The sequence below is a fragment of the Neobacillus niacini genome, from assembly GCF_031457145.1.
In the GTDB taxonomy this organism is placed as follows: Bacteria; Bacillota; Bacilli; order Bacillales; family Cytobacillaceae; genus Neobacillus; species Neobacillus niacini_J.
On the sequence record NZ_JAVDVZ010000008.1, the window covers coordinates 130,048 to 147,657 of the forward strand.

At 37.5% G+C, this 17,610-nt stretch carries 13 protein-coding genes; 3 read left to right on the plus strand and 10 right to left on the minus strand.

Annotated elements, in window-relative coordinates; genetic code table 11:
* Nucleotides 1-8: 8 nt before the first annotated feature.
* The 4 genes from J2Y03_RS18725 to J2Y03_RS18740 form a co-directional block, all read right to left on the minus strand.
* On the minus strand, nucleotides 9-1,583 hold the full coding sequence (locus J2Y03_RS18725; RefSeq protein WP_396954226.1) for an ABC transporter substrate-binding protein: 1,575 nt from the start codon (nucleotides 1,581-1,583) through the stop codon (nucleotides 9-11).
* Nucleotides 1,584-1,751: 168 nt separating this feature from the next.
* A complete protein-coding gene (locus tag J2Y03_RS18730; RefSeq protein WP_310196689.1) occupies nucleotides 1,752-2,339 on the minus strand; it encodes a hypothetical protein in 588 nt (195 codons plus the stop codon).
* 12 nt (nucleotides 2,340-2,351) lie between these two features.
* Entirely contained in the window at nucleotides 2,352-3,545 is a 1,194-nt protein-coding gene (locus J2Y03_RS18735) for a ParM/StbA family protein (protein ID WP_132087450.1), read from the minus strand.
* A gap of 467 nt (nucleotides 3,546-4,012) precedes the next feature.
* Complete coding sequence (locus tag J2Y03_RS18740; protein WP_310196694.1) at nucleotides 4,013-6,145, minus strand: immune inhibitor A domain-containing protein; 2,133 nt, start codon at nucleotides 6,143-6,145, stop codon at nucleotides 4,013-4,015.
* Between the two features lie 279 nt (nucleotides 6,146-6,424).
* Between J2Y03_RS18740 and ilvA the strand changes: the two genes are divergently transcribed.
* Entirely contained in the window at nucleotides 6,425-7,633 is a 1,209-nt protein-coding gene (gene ilvA, locus J2Y03_RS18745; RefSeq protein WP_310196891.1) for a threonine ammonia-lyase, read from the plus strand.
* A gap of 51 nt (nucleotides 7,634-7,684) precedes the next feature.
* On the opposite strand, the gene J2Y03_RS18750 is transcribed toward ilvA, so the two are convergent.
* From J2Y03_RS18750 to J2Y03_RS18770, 5 genes are all read right to left on the minus strand, one after another.
* Complete coding sequence (locus J2Y03_RS18750) at nucleotides 7,685-8,614, minus strand: ABC transporter ATP-binding protein (protein WP_310196697.1); 930 nt, start codon at nucleotides 8,612-8,614, stop codon at nucleotides 7,685-7,687.
* Nucleotides 8,611-9,666: an ABC transporter ATP-binding protein gene (locus J2Y03_RS18755; RefSeq protein WP_310196700.1), complete on the minus strand. Its 1,056-nt coding sequence runs from the start codon at nucleotides 9,664-9,666 to the stop codon at nucleotides 8,611-8,613. The genes J2Y03_RS18750 and J2Y03_RS18755 overlap by 4 nt, the downstream gene beginning before the upstream one ends.
* 19 nt (nucleotides 9,667-9,685) lie before the next feature.
* Nucleotides 9,686-10,840 (minus strand): oligopeptide ABC transporter permease, encoded by a 1,155-nt coding sequence (opp3C, locus tag J2Y03_RS18760; protein WP_310196704.1) that lies wholly within the window; start codon nucleotides 10,838-10,840, stop codon nucleotides 9,686-9,688.
* A gap of 5 nt (nucleotides 10,841-10,845) precedes the next feature.
* Nucleotides 10,846-11,772, minus strand: coding sequence for an oligopeptide ABC transporter permease (gene opp3b / locus J2Y03_RS18765; RefSeq protein WP_310196707.1), 927 nt, complete (start codon nucleotides 11,770-11,772; stop codon nucleotides 10,846-10,848).
* 173 nt (nucleotides 11,773-11,945) lie between these two features.
* The gene (locus J2Y03_RS18770) at nucleotides 11,946-13,613 is read right to left on the minus strand and encodes a peptide ABC transporter substrate-binding protein (protein WP_310196710.1); all 1,668 of its coding nucleotides are present in this window, start codon (nucleotides 13,611-13,613) and stop codon (nucleotides 11,946-11,948) included.
* A gap of 339 nt (nucleotides 13,614-13,952) precedes the next feature.
* On the opposite strand from J2Y03_RS18770, the gene J2Y03_RS18775 reads away from it, so the two are divergent.
* Nucleotides 13,953-14,318: a DUF3899 domain-containing protein gene (locus J2Y03_RS18775; protein ID WP_132087430.1), complete on the plus strand. Its 366-nt coding sequence runs from the start codon at nucleotides 13,953-13,955 to the stop codon at nucleotides 14,316-14,318.
* Between the two features lie 81 nt (nucleotides 14,319-14,399).
* Nucleotides 14,400-15,272 (plus strand): AraC family transcriptional regulator, encoded by an 873-nt coding sequence (locus J2Y03_RS18780; protein ID WP_310196714.1) that lies wholly within the window; start codon nucleotides 14,400-14,402, stop codon nucleotides 15,270-15,272.
* Here the strand turns inward: J2Y03_RS18780 and J2Y03_RS18785 are convergent.
* Entirely contained in the window at nucleotides 15,269-17,554 is a 2,286-nt protein-coding gene (locus J2Y03_RS18785; protein WP_310196716.1) for an Ig-like domain-containing protein, read from the minus strand. The two genes, J2Y03_RS18780 and J2Y03_RS18785, sit on opposite strands and share 4 nt — an antisense overlap.
* Nucleotides 17,555-17,610 lie beyond the last annotated feature (56 nt).

Below are 17,610 nucleotides of genomic sequence, written 5' to 3' on the forward strand. Positions count from 1 at the left end.
CCTATCATTTATTTCTCATTCCATTTCCAGTCAACAAGATTATCAGTAATTGGCCAACCATGACTATGCGGCTGAATTCTTTGCTCTCCAATATCCAGTTTTTCATTTACTAAATACAAGTGATCGATATTTACCAACCATGCCCAAGGCGCATCCCCCAATGTACTAAATCCAGTTTCTCCATCCCATTGAGCTTTTTTCCAGTATTCAATAGCTTCTTCCTCTGTTCGAGATGACAGTGCTTTTTCCAAGTATTCATCTACTTTTTTATTGGAATAAAAACCTGAGTTATAATAATCCATTCCTGCCATTTTCCCGCTAAACAGATTATAGATTTCAAGCGGGTCATGACTGCCCCATCCCATCATCACCGCATTCGAGTGCATTAACGTTTCAATTTCATCCCAGCTCTTACCTTCGACATTTATTTTTATTCCTAATGGTTTAACCATATCCGCAACCGAAATAGCTAACGATTGTCTAGTAACATCACTGGCAGGGTAGAGGAGATCAAACTCTGCTTTTAATGCTCCCTTTTCAAGAAGTCCATCATCATTTTGATCTTTCCAATTGGCATTTGCTAAGATTTCTTTAGCACCTTGCAGATTGCTATCTTTGATTTTTGTCTCTTCATTTCCCCAAGGCAAGCCATCTGCAGCTGAATAACCAGGTGTACCTTGACCCTCTAATACACCATCCACTAGAGTCTGGCGATCAATAGCAACGTTAATGGCCTTCCGAATCGCGATGTCGGCCGTTACATCATTACCAACTGCAAGACCATCTTTTGTTTTTTCGCCTGAAGGGACATAGGGAAACATGATTCCACGATTATCTACACTCTGAACCGCTTCAAGACGCATACCTGGAACCTGATTTTTACTAAAGGAAGCCGGAATATATGCCATATCTACCTGTCCTGCTTTTGCCGCAGCAAAGGCTGCATCTTCATTTAAAAACAAGAAAGTAATCTTTTTAAAAAATGGCTTTTTACCATAGTAATCAGGATTCATTTCAATAATGATTTGTTGTCCTTTATCCCACTGGACTAGTTTAAAAGGACCTGAGCCAATAGGATTTTCTGCATATGTATCACCATATGAATGCCTTGGAATTATTCCTAACGTTAGCAAAGAATGGATAAAGGTGGAATTTGCATGATGAAGGTGGAATTTAACCGTAGTAGCATCAGTAACCTCTACTGAGTCAAGTATATTCAAGTCTAAAACAGAACCACTTGTTAGTGCCGTTTCAAAGGTAAATTGAACATCCTCAGCCGTTAATGGCTTTCTATCTGAAAACAGAACATCATCTCGAAGTTTTACCGTCCAAGTCTTACCATCTTGACTAACTTCATAACTTGTAGCTACGTCATATGTAATCTTTAAGTTGTTATCTCTTTTTAACAATGTACTTTGAAAAAGAGGCGAACCATATTGACCCCATCCTAAAGCTGGATCAAAGCCCGTTTCAGGCTCATTTCCCACGGCTAGAACGAGTTCCTCTTTAATCGTATTTTCATTATTATTACTTCCTTCATTATTTTCCCTCTGGGCGCAACCTGCCATAAAAAGTAAGAGCATCACCAGAATAAATAAGGTAGCTTTTTTCAAATTACCCACTCCAATCCCTATAAAAAAAGAAAAATCTTAGCAAGAAAATTATAGCATAGGAAACAAAAAAGGTAGTAAAACAACAGCAAAAAAGATAAGCAAGAAACAATGCTTATCTATGAATCTCTTATTTATTACCTATTTATTCATGCTCGCTAGAAATCCGCCCAATAGATCATCTAAGTCAGGCTCATCCTCTGCTTTTTCTTCTTCTGCCAAAGGTCTCGCTGTTTCCCAATCAAAATCATCTAAGTCATCATCCATACCGGATAAATCAATACCAGCAGCTGTTTCCTCTATTACCTTGAGATTATCTTGATAAGAAACAGTTTTCTCAGGAAATACTTCTTCTTGCAGGTATAAAGCCTCATCGATATCGATAGAACTGCTATTTAAACTAGCAAGCAGGGAAGTAGACCGTATTGGGTCGGAGATTAATTGATAGATAATACTCCCTAATAACGCCTCGGAATGCTCATGCTTCAACCAATCACGCTGTGCCTTGGTTAACTTCTTGGGAAGAGGGACTGACACCATTTCCCGCTCTTTTGAATTCGCGTTACTAACGCCCTCCATCACAAATTCCGCAATTTTGCTTGAAAAATTTCTTCTTTCCGTTTCCTTTAACCTTTGCAGCTGCTTGACTAAATGGTCAGGGGTGTCAGAAGGGACGCGAAAGGAAATCGCCTGTCCCCTCTGAATTTCATTGGATCCTGCTTTTTTCATCTTATCACCCTATTAATTGGTAACAGGTTTCTTAATATGTTCAGTCTTAGTTTGTTCGGTCTTGTTTTTCTCTGCCTTTCGAACAAAATCCATGATGAGCTTGTAATAGGCATTGGCCATCATCCAAATACTTTCTTTTTCATCTTCAAAGAAATCGATATTAAAACCATCAAGGTTATTATTTAATGTTTTAAGATAATCCTTTAATACAGTCGCCCCACCGCCGACAAAATAGCAGATTTCTGTTTGTGAGTTCTTGGACCAAACATTCCGTAATAAACGATATTGTTTCTTAGCCAAATCAAGCAGAATGCGGTCAGTAATATCGTGAACACTCGTTCTGCTGCCTTTAACCATGATATGATTTCGGTCGTTTTTCTTCGTGATAATTTCAACAACGTCACGGCGGCTGTCTAATTCAACACCGTGCTTCGATCTGATTTCCTCACGGATTTGTTCTAATGATTCTGATACCCCTAGATTAAATCCTTGAGCTTTATCATCATCGACATTTCGATTTTTAATAACAGCAATATCTGTTGATAAGCCGCCGATATCTTGAATTAAAATACGCTTATCGATTAAATCTTTATTAATGATTTTTGAGTTATTATCCATCACTAGATTAATATAAGCCGCAAATCCCTCAGGGTATACCTTGATTTCATCAAACTTAATATTCACCTTTAAACCTTGGTATTTAGGTGTGACAAGAAACTCTACTTGGTGTACGGAACCAATTAATTTCGAGCGATAACCTGCGTCCTTACCTTCCTTTACTTCACGAAGGGGGAGACCTGTTCCTAAGGTATAGTTCGCATCGATGACATTTTTCACCTGACGGAAATTATTTTGATTTCCTTCCTTCACGGCATCTAACGCCAATGTAGTGAAAAGCATGACTAAGGTTTGGTCCTCCTCAGATTTGCTGCTGCCAGGATCTAATTCTGTCCCATTAACACTTTTCGTTGCAAGATTTCCCACACGATAAATAGCATTATTCTCTTTTAACGCGGGAGAATGTACCTTAATATGAATGCCATCAAGAGGGTTTTTTTCATCCAATTCTTCAATTCCAATTACTGGACGATCCTCTGTGTCTCTCGCGATTATATTAGGAATATTGAGCTCATATTCTAATTCTCCAAAAATAGCCTTAATCGAATCATTCCCTACATCAACTGCTGCCACTCTAGTATTACTCAAAACAATCATCCTCTCATACTCTTATATTAGAAGTAAATGAAAATATGTATCTAGCTTCTCTAGTTTAAGTTTATAGAAGATTGATAGATTCCACAATAAACTATTCGAAAAGAAATGAATGTGTAAAATTGTAAACATTATGTAATCGTTGTATACATTTTCGTTTACAACATTAACAAACACGTACACATGGCTTTACATCAACATGTGTACGTGTTTGTAAACTTGTATGCATTTTTGTAAACATCATGTATACGAATTTGTTTACAAGTAAACGAAATCTGTAAACAAAGGAATAGACCCCAAAGGGTTGGTAAAGTGTTAATCTTTAAGTAGAATTATAAAACTAGTGATGACTCCAGTTTTATGAATGGTGGAGTCTTTTTTCACGAATCAAATTGACAAATGCACAAAAAACCCGAAGCATGACTTGTTTAGGGGTCATGCTTCGGGCTTTGTTTAGTTTGTTATTTCTTTTTTGGAGATTTCTCTTTTAGGTTAATTTTATAGGTAAAGTCTACTGGATTCTTACTTTCAGCAGGCGCTGCATAGGAGGTAATCATATAGTTCTTTCCATCTTTGAATAGCTGTCTTAGAGTTAATGCATCCTCATCTGTTACATTGAATGGATCCACTGTGATTACCTTGTAATTCGTTTTCGCACCCTTTTTATTACCAACTTCCTTTTCGTTGATAAATGTAACCGTGTAATTAACGTATTGACCAGCTAATTCTTGGAAAGATTTAAAGCCCTCTGTAGAGCTGCCATCATTGCTATAACCAATTTCAGGAATTCCAATGTTATCTATAAACCATCCACTTTCATTTGATGCCCAGTCAGTTAAGTAACGGAAAGAAACTAATACCTTTTGACCAGCATATTGACTCAAATCAAAGCTTTCTTCCTGCCAATCTGCATATGTTCCTGTAAATCCTGGTACATTTTCTTTAATCCTTGGATAGCCTTCATCAACAACATCATTACGTGTATTTTCATTTTCTAAGCTAATCCAAGTCTCGCCGCCATCAGTTGAAACTTGAACCATTCCAAAGTCCCATTGCTCTTCGATATCAATGAAGTTATCAAACTTTAATGTTGCGGATTCTACAGCAGATAGGTCAGCTTCAAAGATGATAGCATTATCAGCTTCATCACCTTCATTACCCCATAATACTTTGTTATCAGCATTTTTTGGATCTGCAATTGATACCCATGGAGTACCCAAGAAATCAACACCATCAAATGAGATACTTCTAATCTTATCTTGGAAATCTAACTCTTTAAAATCGCCGCCCCATGCTGGAACGCCTTCTTTTTCAAATGTTACAGCCTTTTCAAAGTCTACTGTCTTACCTCTAGTTTCACCTGTCTTCGCATTTACAACAACATTACGAAGGTCAATACTATCAAAATTATAAACTCCATTACCAACTCTATCAGAATCTAGTGTTAAAGCCGTAATAAAGTTTTGATAAAGCTGAGTAAAATCAAGCTTTGAACCATGTGCTTTTAAAACCTCGTTTACACTGCTTAAGCCTTGAGCTTCATTTAATGCTAAGTCACGAATGAATTCTCGACCGAATTTATCATTCATATATAACGTAAATAGATAAACTTGACCATAATCAGCAATTGTTTCAGGACCAGTTGCTGCACCTTGATGTTCATCCCAATTCACTAATGAGTTCTCAGGATGATCTAAATAGAAGTTAATTGAACTGTCATCATGTCCATATCCACCAAGGTATTCAGAAAAGGTAGACATTCCTTCATTTAACCAAGTTTCTTCAGCTCCATCATTGTCAGCATGAATTAAATGCTGTAACTCATGGATAGTAGTTCCGAAGAATGTAGATTCTAAACGAGTTTCCCAGCTGTTTGTATCGATTGTAATGATATTTCTATCAATATAGTTTTCTAGTGTTTGCCAGAAGAAACCAGCAACAAAGAATGGATAAGTTGGGTCATTGAAATTATCATCTTGAATATTATCTACGAGCATGATTACCTTGTCGCTACCCTCATAGTAACCTGCAGGGACATTTCTGCCGGCAAGAGGAGAAAGTGATCCATCATGAACCTCTGGTGTTCCAAAGAACGCTGTTGCCTTCGGGTAGATATTAATATCGAATTCATCACGTAGTTTATCTACTTGTTCTTGTGTTACAACATGAGCTGGGCGAGGATCTCCTGTTGGAAATGCAAGATCATTAGCTACCCAAATTTCAACATTTTCACCCACGCTTCTTAGTGTAAATGGTTTGAACTTCAAATTCCTATTTAAGAATTGTTTGGTTCCTCCATTGTTCATAAAACTACTATTTGCAGTTGTGCCTGCTGATGTTTGATCCTCATTAAAATTAATTTTTGCAGCCTGCTCAGCAATTTTAGCATCAGCCTGCTTTAAGTATGAAGAATCCTTACTTAGTAGATTTAGCTGACCATCTATATCTACTCGATCTCCATATCGTTCTACATCCCATTTTGGTGCCGTGGCTTCAGCTGCGCTGACCTTTGAATCACCAGCTGATAGTGGTGCAAATAATGAAAGCGCTAATGCACCAGTTGATAGAATTGATAATAATTTTTTCTTTTCCAATTCCAAGTTCCCCCTTTTATGTAAGTTGTTTTCCAAATAATAGTAACATGGCGATTTTTCCGAATATATAGTTAATTAGTTGCAAACTTATCCTACTAAAGTTTCAATTAACTCTTGATTAATTATGAATCTTTTTACTTGTATTAGGATTTATTTGACTTTCTATTTATGTGATAAAAGTACCAACTAATTATTTTGCTAGTATTTCCAGGAAATAATTCATAGTTTACTTTTCACAGCACATCCTAAGAAAAATAATCATATTAGCAGGAGGAATTGATTGTGAACGTAGATGATATTATCATTGCCCGAGAGAAGATGAAGGGAGTGGTCCTTACAACTCCTTTGGATTATTCCAAAACATTTAGCCAGCTTGCTCATAATGAAGTATATTTGAAACTTGAAAACCTCCAAAAAACGGGTTCCTTTAAAGCTAGGGGGTCCTATAATAAGCTGATTTCCTTAACAGAGGGAGAGTTACAAAAAGGAGTTGTGGCTGCATCTGCAGGTAACCACGCCCAAGGTGTGGCCTATTCGAGTCAAATGCTCGGCGTAAACTGTACGATTGTCATGCCAAAAGGTGCGCCATTAAGTAAGGTTCTCGCAACAAAGCAATATGGAGCAGAGGTTATTTTAGAAGGTGCTACCTTTGATGACGCACTTTCCTATGCTTTAGAGTTAAAAGAACAAAGGGATGCAACATTTATACATGCCTTTGATGATGAAGCGATTATTGCCGGTCAAGGGACAGTCGGTTTGGAAATTCTTGATCAGCTTCCAGACGTAGAGGCTATTATTTGCCCTGTAGGCGGCGGCGGGCTGATTGCAGGGGTAGCAATGGCCGTCAAGGAGAAAAAACCTCACATAGCTGTATATGGGGTTCAGGCACTTGCATGCCCAAGTATGAAACAGTCTTTAAAAGAACAGAAGCCTGTTATGGTAGACTCGACACCAACAATGGCTGATGGAATTGCTGTTAGAAAACCAGGCCAGAAAACCTTTGAAATCACACAAAAATATGTAGATGATATATACTGTGTGGATGAGATGGAAATTGCTAGAACGATGCTAATGGTATTAGAAAGAAATAAACTGTTAGTGGAGGGGTCCGGTGCCTGTTCTCTATCAGCACTTTTATATGAAAAATTAAAACTGAAGGAAAAGAAGGTTGTTGCCGTTTTAAGCGGTGGAAATGTCGATATGAATTTTATTTCAAGGATTATTGAACGCGGCTTAGTGGAGTCAGGAAGATTTGCTACTTTTTCGATAACCTTAAAGGATAAACCAGGTGAACTTCAGAAGGTCTTAAGCTCACTAACAGATTTAGAGGCAAACATTCAATCCGTTAATCTCAATCATATGGGGAAAAATATTTATCCGGGCTATGCAGGACTTGACATCTCAGTAGAAACTAAGAATAACGATCATATTGATATGTTGTTTAAAGTCCTCAAAGAAAAAAATTATTGTGTCGAAATGACACACTAGTAATAAGAAAAGAGTGTTGATTTAGTCAACACTCTTTTCTTAACTGCTTCTTTATTTTTGCTCATTTTGATATCTTTCAAATTCCTTAGCTGTACAACGTACAAAATGTCCTGGTTTAACCTCTCTAAGCTCAAACTCTCCGTCTGTGCCATGTACAGTAGGATCATAGCTAATACGTTTACGAGTGCGCTCATATCTTGGGTCTGGCAGAGGAATAGCTGATAACAATGATTTTGTATATGGATGAATAGGATTATTATACAATTCATCACTTTCAGCTAATTCAACTAAATTACCCATATACATAACCCCAATACGGTCTGAAATATATTTAACCATTGAAAGGTCATGGGCAATAAACAAGTATGTTAAGCCGCGTTCTTTTTGTAGTTTCTTAAGCAGATTGACTACCTGCGCTTGAATGGACACGTCCAATGCTGAGATAGGCTCATCGGCAATAATAAATTCAGGATCAACTGCTAGCGCTCTAGCAATTCCAATACGCTGTCTTTGTCCACCACTGAATTCATGTGGGAAACGGGTTGCATGCTCTTTGTTAAGACCAACAGCCTGTAATAATTCTTCAACCTTCGCTTTACGTTCTGCTTCATTTTTTACTAGCTTATGAACATCCAGTCCCTCAGCAATAATATCCAGAACGTTCATACGAGGGTTCAAAGATGAAGACGGATCTTGGAAGATCATTTGCATTTTACGATTAAATTTAAGCAGCTCAGATTTAGACTTTTTACCATGAACATCTTCACCGTTAAATTTAACTTCACCGCCAGTTGCATCATAAAGACGAATGATTGTTCTACCTGTTGTAGACTTTCCGCACCCAGACTCACCAACTAGTCCAAATGTTTCACCTTTATATACATCAAAGCTTACACCATCGACAGCTTTGATGACATTTTTAGTACCAACTGAAAAATGTTTTTGTAAATTTTTTACTTCAAGTAATTTTTCTCTGGTCACTTTTTGCCACCACCCTTAGCACCTGTTTGAGCAAATCCTTGCATCCTGCGCTTAACCGCATCAGGTGGTTCGATTTTAGGTGCGTCTTCATGTAACAGCCATGTTGCCGCATAATGCGTGTCCGAAACTTTAAACATTGGCGGTTCCATTACTGTGTCAATTTCCATTGCAAATTTATTTCTAGCAGCAAACGCATCCCCAACAGGTGGATTAAGCATATCGGGCGGGCTGCCAGGTATCGCAAAAAGTTCTTCATCCGTGCTATCCAATGTAGGCATAGACCCAATCAATCCCCATGTATATGGGTGCTTAGGATTGTAGAAAATATCATCAACTGTACCAACTTCAACGATCTTCCCTGCGTACATAACCGCAACACGGTCCGCAACGTTTGCTACAACACCAAGATCATGCGTAATAAAAATAATCGCACTATCGGTTTTTTGTTGAATACTCTTCATCAATTCCAAAATTTGAGCCTGTATGGTTACGTCAAGTGCGGTTGTTGGTTCATCAGCTATTAAAATCTTTGGATTACATGCTAAAGCAATCGCTACGACCACACGCTGACGCATACCGCCAGAAAACTGGTGCGGATATTGATCAATTCGTACATCAGGTCGAGGAATGCCAACTAGCGTTAATAGTTCAAGCGCTGTTTTTCTAGCCTCTTGTCTGGTCATATTTTGGTGCTTGATAAGACCTTCCATGATTTGACTTCCAATTTTCATCGTCGGATTTAGAGATGACATTGGATCTTGGAAAACCATAGAAATATCTTTTCCGCGAATTTTTTGCATTTCTTTACTCGTCTTTTTAGCAAGGTCTACTCCTTCAAGGAGGATTTGCCCTTCTTTAATAAAGCCATGTGGTTCTGGAAGTAGTCTCATAATTGCATTAGAGGTTACAGACTTACCTGATCCAGATTCACCTACGATGGCCAATGTTTCCCCTTTATTTAAATCAAAAGTAACACCCCGAACAGCATGCACTTCACCATTGTAGGTGTTAAATGATACTTTTAAATCCTTTACTTCCAATAATTTAGTCATTTATTAAACACCTACTTTCTTATTTATGCATTTTCGGATCAAATGCATCTCTCAAACCGTCACCAACAATATTAAATGCAATCATAAGTACAGAGATTACAATTGCAGGGAATACAAGCATGTAAGGATATAGTCTGAGGTTATCAAATCCAAGGTCAATTAAAGATCCAAGTGAAGCATCAGGAGGAACAATACCTAGTCCAATAAAGCTTAAAAATGCTTCAAAAAAGATAGCCCCTGGAACAGTAAACATCGTGTTAATAATGATAATACCACTGATATTTGGAACTAAATGTTTTCTAATGATGGTACCATTAGATGTTCCTAACGTCCTTGAAGCTAAAACAAACTCTTGGTTTTTTAGCTTTAGTACTTCACCACGAACAATTCGGGACATACCAATCCAGCCAGTTATCGTTAGAGCAATTACAATTGAAATAATACCCGGCTTTAGAACTAACATCATTAAGAGAATAATGACTAAACTAGGAATACCAACTAAAATCTCAGCAATACGCTGCATGACATTATCGACTTTTCCTCCATAAAAACCAGAAATTCCACCATAAGCGACCCCAATGACAAGGTCAAGCACTGCAGCGACAAAAGCAATGATTAATGAAACCCTTGTTCCTTCCCAAAGTCTCGTCCATTGGTCACGGCCGAGGGCATCGCTGCCAAACCAAAAATATGTGTCTTTCATATCTTTTGCTTCATAAATATGATAGGTTGCCTTAACTTCAGCAGAATTTTTTGTACCATCGCCTTCATTAATGACTTCAAGGTCAATAAAATCTTCATTATTATCAAATCTAGCATTAGCCTTAGCCGTAGCTTGGTTAACATCTTTACCTTGGAAAGTAGCCATTAAAGTACCATCTACGCCAAGCCAAGAGACATTTTCCAAAACGGGTACACGTGGAGGCATTTTTGCTCTTTTCAAATCCTGTTCATCTGAACCAAAATTGTTCATCCAAGGACCAGCAATACTCATAATGATGATAATTAGGATAAGAATCATGCTGAAAACAGCAGGTTTATTATTAAGAAGTGTTCTTCTCGCATCCTGAAAAAACGTTCTGCTCGGAGCTGAAATTTTTTCACTAGTATCCTCTTTACGTACGAGAGGGACAAATAAATCTTTTGGTATATTATTCAGGTTATTTTTATCCATTTTAATTATTTCCCTCCTGCTAGTCTTATTCTAGGATCAATCAATCCGTATAGGAGGTCAATGATTAAGATAATTAAAATAAAGCCAAACGCAAATAATAATGTAGTACCCATAATTGTTGGGTAATCATTTACCATAACAGAGCTTACAAATTGCTCTCCAATGCCAGGAATAGCAAAAATTTGTTCAATAACCAATGAACCGGTCATCAAACCTACTGCCATTGGACCCAAAACGGTAATTAACGGAATGAGTGCATTACGCAATCCATGTTTTAAGATAATTCCTGATTCAGCCACACCTTTAGCGCGTGCTGTATTGATGTAATTGGAATGTAATACTTCCACCATTTCTGTTCTTGTAAAACGTGCTGCGGTCGCCATTGGGTGAATGGCCAAGGCAATTGTCGGTAAAATGGAATGTTCAAATTTCCCCCAAAGTGCCACCGGGAACCAGCCTAATTTTACAGCAAAAACATATTGCAATAAACCTGCAAATACAAACGAAGGAATCGAGGTTCCTATAACCGCTATGATAGTGGAAGAAAAATCAATGGGACTATTCCGGAAGATAGAGGCCATTAATCCAAGGAATATACCGATGATTGATCCTATTACTAATGCCTGAAATCCTATTTGTGCAGATGGCCCGATTCTGTCTCCCAATATTGTAGTTACAGGCGTATTATCAAATTTGAAGGAAACTCCCAAGTCACCTTTTACAAGGCCACCAAGATATTTTGCATACTGAACTGGTATTGGATCATTTAATCCATACTTTTCAAGAATGATTGCCTTTTGTTCTTCGCTTAACTTATCTTCTGCATTTAGCGGGCTACCTGGCAAAATTTTCATCAGAAAGAACGAGAATGTCGCAATAATAAATAAAGTTATAAGCATATACCATGCGCGACGAAGTATATATCGAGTCATTTTTGCACCTCCTAAATTTCTCTTTTCTCTTTATTATATGTCATATCTTGTCGAATATAAATTTTTATTATAATCGGAATATTCAGATCCACAGGTGAAAAGAGAGCATATGCCTAATAGCATATACTCCCTTTCATTTTTTTCATAGCATTTTTTATATACTATTTTTTCTATTATTCTTCAGCGCCAACACTAGCCCATTTGTACTCGTAAGTTGCACCAAATGCGTTTGTAAATACACCTTGAACTTTTGGAGAAACTAACAGAGCGCTTGCTCTTTGATATATAGGAGCGATTGCTGCCTCTTCAAATAGTACCTTTTCTGCTTTCAAGAAGTTCTCATAACGCTTATCTTGATCTTGAGCTAAAGTTGTTCCAGTTTCATTGATTAACTTATCATATTCAGCGTTTGAAAAGCCCATCATGTTATTTCCACCATCTGTTAACCATAGGTTTAAGAAGGTATATGGATCAAGGAAGTCTGGTCCCCATCCAGCAATCTGTATGTCATAATCCATAGCAGTGTCTAATTCTAGACGTTGTTCAAATGGTACTTCTTTTAAAGTTACTTTTAAACCTGGAAGGTTTGTTGATAATTGGTTTGCAAGGTATTGGTTCATCATTTTAGAAACTTCGCTGTCGCCGCCAAGTACTTCGATTGCTACTGTATCAGTTCCAAGTTCAGCTAAAGCTTTTTCCCATAATTTCTTTGCTTCTTCTTTATCGAATTTCACTAGATCTCCACTAACTTCGCGGAAGTCTTTACCATCAGGAGTTGAAACGAAATCTTTTGGTACTAGACCATTAGCAACGATAGAACCGTTGTTTAAGATTTCATCTACTAATGCTTGCTTATCAAATGCTCTAGAGATTGCTTTACGTACGTTTACGTTCTTAAGAGCAGGGTTTTTAGTTTGGTTCAACTTCATATAGAATACTGAAGTATCAGGCTCTACTGTGTAATCATCATGTGTTGAGTATTGGTCAACTAAGTCAGATGATAAACCTGCGCGGTCAACTGTACCCTTTTCATATAAATCAACAGCAGTTTGTGGATCTTTTACTACTACATAATGCATTTTTTCTAATTTTACAGTTTTTGCATCCCAATAAGTTTCATTCTTAACTATATCCCACTCGTTAGCAGTACTAGTCCAAGTAGCGAACTTATATGGTCCGTTTGATAATAAAGTATCTGCGCTAGTCGCGAATGTATCGCCTTTTTCTTCAACAAACTTTTTATTCAATGGTAAGAAAGTACCGAAAGTAGTTAAAGACTCAAAATAAGGAGTTGCGTTTTCAAGTTCAACAACTAGTGTGAAATCGCCATCAGCTTTAACACCTAATTGATCAACAGGAACTTCACCTTTGTTAACAGCCGTTGCGTTTTTGATAACGCCGCCCATCATGTATGGACCATATTCAGATCCAGTAGCTGGGTCAACTGCACGCTGCCAAGCATAAACGAAGTCGTTTGCAGTTACAGGGTCACCATTTGACCACTTAGCATCTTCACGTAAAGTAAATGTCCAAGTTTTACCATCATCACTTACTTTATGCTCTTTTGCAATACCTTCTGCTGTTAGTCCTTTTTCATCAAGACGGTATAGACCTTCCATTGTAGCACCTAAGAATTGGAAACCATATTCATCAGTTGCTGTAGATGGATCCATAGAAGGGATCGTATCACCATTAATAAAGTTTAATACTTGTTCAACTTCAGGCTTATCAGCTGGTTCTTTAGAATCATCAGTTTTTTCCTTGTTGCCGCCTGAACATGCTGCTAAGAACATGCTTAATACTAGGCTTAGGGCTAAAAGCCATGCATACTTTTTCTTCATAAAAAAATGACCTCCTATTGTTTTATTTTTCTGTAAACTTGCTCTTAAAAAAGAACCTAAGAAAATCATACTATTTTTTATCTACTCTTGTAAAGACTAAATATATTAAACAGTCAAAAAATTATTATATCATTATAGATTACAATAGCATTACAGTTGATTTAACAATACTTTTTTTCTGATTAATTGAAAAAAAAATATTTCAAAATAAGAATGCGCTTTCTTTATTATTGAGTGCAAAACCAGATAAAGTATACTTTCTAAGCGAGTTAGGTTAAAATACTTTTATTCTTCTTTGCATGTGTAAAATAATAATAGGAATTGTAAGGTGAATAGTATATGTTCAAAAATAAATGGAAGTTTTTATTACTCAATCTTTTACTGACCCTTTTGGTCTTTTTTATTTTTTCATCAAACTATATTCTACTGAATATTATAAATACTTTATTCTATTTTAGTGCTTTTTATCTTATCACCGTTTTACTTATGTACACTATTAAAGGGGGATTCTTTGATGGTGTAACCTTTGGGTTTAGAAGATTCAATAGTATTATGTTTAAACGGAATGATTATCTTGAAGAGTGGCGAGAAAAACCGCTGCCTTCTGAAAAATTTAACCCTTCGCTCTATCAAAGCTTTAAGTTCCAAGCCGTTTCATTGCTTATCCTGCTCATCATTTTACTTATCCTTTACTATATCATCTAAATCGCAGGATTTTGACGAGAAATATTGAATACTATTTTTGATAATTAATTTGTGTAATAGGTTTGGGAGTGTATAGAGTAAATGAAGATTTTAAATTATTTAAAACTTAATCAACACCCCATCCAGCTTCGCTTGGAGCAAAATCGGACGGATACTTTCACGGAAGTATATCATGCCCATCAAGGCATGGAATTATTGTATATACATAAGGGAAATGGAAAAGCGGTCATTGATCAGCAAATTTTCCCTATAAACGAGGGTACCCTAGTTATTATCAAACCCTATCAGTTACATCATATTCAATTTTTGACTTCTCCTAGTCAACCATACATACGATCCTTATTTGTCTTTGAACCTGCGATATTAGAAGGTTTTCTGTCCCCGTTCCCATCTCTTTATGAATTGCTGCAAGGCTTGTGTTATGACAAAAATATGATTCCAGTCCTTAATAATGAAAAACTATCAGAGATTGAAACATTCATAAAGCTCTATAAGAGTAAAACAGAAGAAAAATCTCCTTCTGAACTTTTGGAACAACAGGCATTATTTATGATTGCGGTACTCACTATAATAAAGCCAATTTGGAAGGAATCAGTAAAGGTTATAGATCGTTCATCCATTCAACCATCCACTGTTGAACAAATTATGCGTTGGATTGATGAGAATTATATGGAACCTTTCGAATTGAATGCGCTTGCAAAATCGATTCATTTATCACCTGTTCATGTTTCTTCATTATTTCGAAAGCATGTTGGCAGCAGCATTACAGATTATTTAACGGCACGGAGAATAAGGGAAGCATCCTGGTTGTTAAAGACAACCAACCTTTCTGTAAAAGAAATTGGTGAATCCGTCGGACTCACCAATTTCTCATACTTTTGCCAGTTGTTTAAAAAAAATGTCGGCATTAGCCCCCATCAATACAGAAAAATGGTTCTATTCCCAAATGTTTAATTGTTAACTGGTGTATCCAGTACAGCGCCGCCAACAGGTGATTGACGTAAATTTTTCACTGCCTGTTTACCTAGACGATCTTCAAGCTGTTGCAAATACAAACTTCTTGGCTTAACATGCTTACCATGGCTTTCTATATACCCTTGCTCACGAGGTCGCATATCACCAGCCTTCGGCCAATCACCAGGCTCAATGGCACCTACGTGTCCAATGGAATAATTTTGTGCAGTAGGAGGCTGTTGTATAATCAAATCGCCTTCTGTATTCCATGCAACATAGTTTGCCCCTGACCAGCCATGGCCAGTTCCATACCACTGACGGTCTTGGATGGCAATTGGTGCTTTAATATTGTCGAAAAGTCCACCGACTGACCATCTGTGGTGCGGCTCACTCTTTGTATAATTGATTTCTCCAACGCTGTCTAAAAAGACATTTGGTCCCATAACACGGCTGTCAACTAAAAACGCATGCCTTGCTGTATTGGCATAAACACGCTGCGTCAACAGCAATTGCCCGCCGTATTTATAAGGATATCTTCGACTGCCAGTAATCTGACTTACCATATCAAGCGACTTCGTATCTTGAACCGTCACCCATTTGGAGGATTTTGAAATATCAACAAGACTATATTGTAAATGAAGTCCAGTCACGTCCCGCACCCATGCATTTATTGCCTTATCAATCCGTACGGCAGTATTTGCATGGTTTTCGTCTGCAAAGTAGGTTTCTCCATTATTATGCACTCTTATTACACTAGGATTGAACACGGTGTCGAAACGGATGTTCTCAACGCCAATGTTTTCGATGCGGCCGTCTTCATATTTGACAATCTCTCCGCCGCCAAATCTCTCTTCGATTGAATTTGCCAATGGAGCATCTACAGTAATAATATTTCCGTTAATGGCTGTAATGACGCGGTCAAACTCATGGTTGAACGGTTCCCATTGCAAGGTTCCATCCGTATCAGGGCCCGGATCTTTTACAATTTGGTCCATATCGATTTCATGAATCCAGTGGGCATTTCCATATCGGCGGACGATGATTTCATCCCCAACTTTAAAGTCTCCTGTATTCTCTACATGAAAAGATCGGGAGCCCACAGGAACGTATAATTCAGTAATTTTCGTTTCCGTTTCTTCATTAAGAGTGATTCCTTCTAAACCCTTAAGCTCCAGCATATTAATTTTTTTAGTTGTAGTTGAATACAGAATGGTCCCATCTTCTTCCTGTCCTTTTCCTCGCAAGACAACACCGCTGGCTTGGATCGCTAAAGGACTACTAATCTCAAATGTTCCTTTTTCTAGTACAACCGCACCACGGAAACCGTTTTCATCAATTGGCATAGCAGAAACTTCATCAATAGCTGCTTGAATACTTGCCGTATCGTCTCCTTCAACTGGTGCAACGACAACCTTTGCTTGTACATCAGGGAGTTTCACGCCGCCACCTTGATAGCCTGCATTTGAAAAGTCTAGAATTTGATTCCCTTTATAATCAGGAGTGTAATCTAACGTACCATCTTTTCCAACATATACAATCTTGCTTTCATTACCGCCGATTTTTGGTTCATCGAGAACGGTGAAAAAGAAGCTATCATGTAGAGGCTGACCACCAAAATCGAATACTAGATGGATTTCATAATGTCCTTTTCCATTAACCAATCCTTGAAAAGTAATCTCTTCATTACTGCCTTTATCTAGAACCGTTTCCTGTAGTGTTTGAATGACTTTACCATCTTTGAGTAGCTCAGCAGTAACACTTCCATTCAAAAAGGGCTCCAATTGAATAGTAGGGATCTGATCCCCGGATTCCAGTACGGCTGGCTCTCCAATTTCAATGGTCATTTTATCGTGCAGCAATGCTGCATCTACAAATCTATCTTCAGGATTTCTTACCTGCATAAACACTGATGTAGATTTTGTTTCATCTCCTGAGGTTACAGCTGCTGTAATTTTCGCTACACCGTCAGCTTTTGCATTAACCGTACCATTTGAATCAACAGTCGCCACTTCTAGATTACTGCTTTCCAAAGTAACTTGAGTATTTGAGAGATCTACTACACTGCCATCCGCCAATACACCCTTTACATCCAAATCTCTTACTGCCAGGGGTAGAGACTCAATCGTTGCATTTTCAGGATATTTCTCTTGCCCTTTATCCGTAAAATATACACTTTCAATACTTAATTCATCGGCTAGAAATACCCCGCCACCTGGAACAAGAGTGCCCGTTAAAAGTATCGCTGCTACAAGAGAAGTCATCTTACTTTTAAAATGTTTCACATGCATTTCCTCCTTATATTTTTAGTAAACTTTCAAAAACCATTTATATGTTTTTT

What these genes read in the sequence shown, in the direction of transcription:
- J2Y03_RS18725 (WP_396954226.1), bottom strand. Translation starts at nt 1,583, where the DNA reads ATGCTCTTACTTTTTATGGCAGGTTGCGCCCAGAGGGAAAATAATGAA.
- J2Y03_RS18730 (WP_310196689.1), bottom strand. Translation starts at nt 2,339, where the DNA reads ATGAAAAAAGCAGGATCCAATGAAATTCAGAGGGGACAGGCGATTTCC.
- J2Y03_RS18755 (WP_310196700.1), bottom strand. Translation starts at nt 9,666, where the DNA reads ATGACTAAATTATTGGAAGTAAAGGATTTAAAAGTATCATTTAACACC.
- opp3C (WP_310196704.1), bottom strand. Translation starts at nt 10,840, where the DNA reads ATGGATAAAAATAACCTGAATAATATACCAAAAGATTTATTTGTCCCT.
- opp3b (WP_310196707.1), bottom strand. Translation starts at nt 11,772, where the DNA reads ATGACTCGATATATACTTCGTCGCGCATGGTATATGCTTATAACTTTA.
- J2Y03_RS18770 (WP_310196710.1), bottom strand. Translation starts at nt 13,613, where the DNA reads ATGAAGAAAAAGTATGCATGGCTTTTAGCCCTAAGCCTAGTATTAAGC.
- J2Y03_RS18775 (WP_132087430.1), top strand. Translation starts at nt 13,953, where the DNA reads ATGTTCAAAAATAAATGGAAGTTTTTATTACTCAATCTTTTACTGACC.
- J2Y03_RS18780 (WP_310196714.1), top strand. Translation starts at nt 14,400, where the DNA reads ATGAAGATTTTAAATTATTTAAAACTTAATCAACACCCCATCCAGCTT.